The following is a 2238-nucleotide window of genomic DNA, read 5'->3' as shown; positions in this document are numbered from 1 at the left end:
TGAATAACACGGAGTTTGCGCAGCCGGCGTTGTTTGCCGTTGAGGTGGCGTTGTTCCGGCTTGCGGAGTCGTGGGGTGTGCGTCCGCAGGTGTTGCTCGGTCATTCGGTGGGGGAGATCGTCGCCGCGCATGTCGCGGGTGTGTTCTCCCTGGCGGATGCGTGCACGTTGATCGCGGCGCGTGGTCGGTTGATGGCAGCTCTGCCGTCGGGTGGGGCGATGGCGGCGATTGGTCTGGATGAGGCGACGGTCGCTGCGGCCCTGCGGGCGGATGGTGCGCGGGTGCAGATCGCTGCGGTGAATGGCCCTACCTCGGTGGTGATCTCCGGTGACGAGGGTGCGGTTGAGGAGTTGGTGGGGCGGTGGAGGGCGGAAGGTGTGCGGGTGCGCCGCCTGGCGGTGAGTCACGCGTTCCATTCGCATTTGATGGAGCCGATGCTGGCGGAGTTCACCCGGGTGTTGGAGGGGTTGACGTTCGGGTCCGCCCGGTTGCCGGTGGTGTCGAACGTGACCGGTCGGGTTGAGGACCTGGGTACGCCTGAGTACTGGGTGCGGCATGTGCGGGAAGCGGTCCGTTTCGCCGACGGTCTGGCGACGGTGGCGGGTATGGGGGTGACCGCGCTGTTGGAGTTGGGCCCCGACGGTGTGTTGTCGGCGATGGTCGATGACACGTTCGCGGTCGCTGCTCTGCGGGATGGTCGTGACGAGGCGGAGTCGTTCACTGCCGCGCTCGGTGGTCTGCACGCGGTGGGGGTGGAGTTGGACTGGGCTGGTGTGTTCGCCGGCCGGGGCGGCAGGCTGGTCGACCTGCCCGGGTACGCCTTCCAACACCAGGAGTACTGGCTGCACCAGGCCGCCGCGACCGGTGACGCGACCCAGATCGGTCTCACCGTCAGCGACCACCCTCTGTTCGGCGCGATCGTGCTGTCCCCGGACGGCGATGCCGTACAGCTGACCGGCCGGCTCACCCGTCAAACCGTCTCGTGGGCGGACGACCACCGGATCGGCGACGCCGTCGTGCTCCCCACCTCCGCGCTGGTCGACCTGGCCGTGTACGCCGGTGACCAGGTCGGCGTTGGCGCCATCGACGCGCTGACCGTCGAGGCGCCGCTGACACTTCCCGACAGTGGTGGATTGTCCCTGCGGGTCGGTGTCGACGCCGGCCACCAGGTGACCGTGCATTCCAAGGCCGACGGTGACGAGGTCTGGGTCCGGCACGCGGTCGGTACCGTACGCCCGGCACCGGCCACGGTTCCGGCCGGGTTGACCGCCTGGCCGCCGCCCGGTGGCGAGCAGATCGACGTCGACGACCTGTACGCGGCTCTCACTGGAGCCGGTGTCGAGCATGGTCCGGCGCTGCGGGGTGTGCGGGCCGCCTGGCGGCACGGCGTCGACCTGTACGCCGAGGTAGCCCTGCCCTCGTCGGTCGAGCTGGCTGGCTTCGCCCTGCACCCGGCACTGCTCGATGCCGCCCTGCACCTGGTGGTCGCCGAGCAGTCCACGACGGGCGTCCGGCTACCGTCGGAGTGGACCGGCTTCACCCTGTACGCGCAGGACACGACCGACCTGCGGGTACGGATCAGCCCGGTGGAGGACGGCGTCTCCCTGCAGGTCGCCGACGGGACCGGGGCTCCGGTGGCCACGGCGGAGCGCATCCGGTTGGCCGACGTCACGGCGGGCGCACCACGTCGTAGCAGCGAGTCGCTGTTCACCGTCGACTGGGTAGGAGCAGAGGAGTTCGACGCGACCCTGAACGGGTCGTGGGCGGTGCTCGGCGTCGATCATCTGAATCTGCACGCCGTGCTGAAGGAAGCAGGCGTCGAGGCTGCCGTGCACACCGACCTCGATGCTCTGCTCGAATCGGCGGTGCCCGGCACGGTCGTGGCGGAGCTGGAAGGCGAGTCCACCGGCGACATGGTGACCGCGGCGCACGCGGCGGCCGCCCGAGCGATGGCCCTGCTGCAGCGGTGGCTCACCGATGACCGCTGCGCCGACTCCCGCCTGATCCTGGTGACGCGCGGCGCGGCCGGACTGGACGTCGACGACCTGGCGCACGCCACGGTGTGGGGTTTGGTGCGCTCGGCGCAGAACGAGAACCCGGACCGCTTCGTGTTGCTCGACGCGGGCGCCGAACCCGTTGGCGCCGGGTTGCTTTCGGCTGTTGTTGCGTCGGGTGAGTCGGAGTTGCGGGTGCGTGGGGGTGTGTTGGAGGTGCCGCGGTTGGTGCGGGCGGTGGTGG

The 2238-nt window shown here is 70.0% G+C and carries 1 protein-coding gene; it reads left to right on the top strand.

Annotated elements, in window-relative coordinates; all coding sequences use genetic code 11:
- Window positions 1-44: 44 nt before the first annotated feature.
- The coding region (locus AB0C25_RS36540; RefSeq protein WP_357379646.1) for an acyltransferase domain-containing protein at window positions 45-2238 on the top strand (2194 nt) is incomplete at its 3' end.

Source organism: Micromonospora sp. NPDC048839, assembly GCF_040649915.1.
Lineage (GTDB): Bacteria > Actinomycetota > Actinomycetes > Mycobacteriales > Micromonosporaceae > Micromonospora.
Note: the sequence above shows the minus strand (reverse complement) of the source record. Positions and strands in the feature narration are given on the sequence as shown.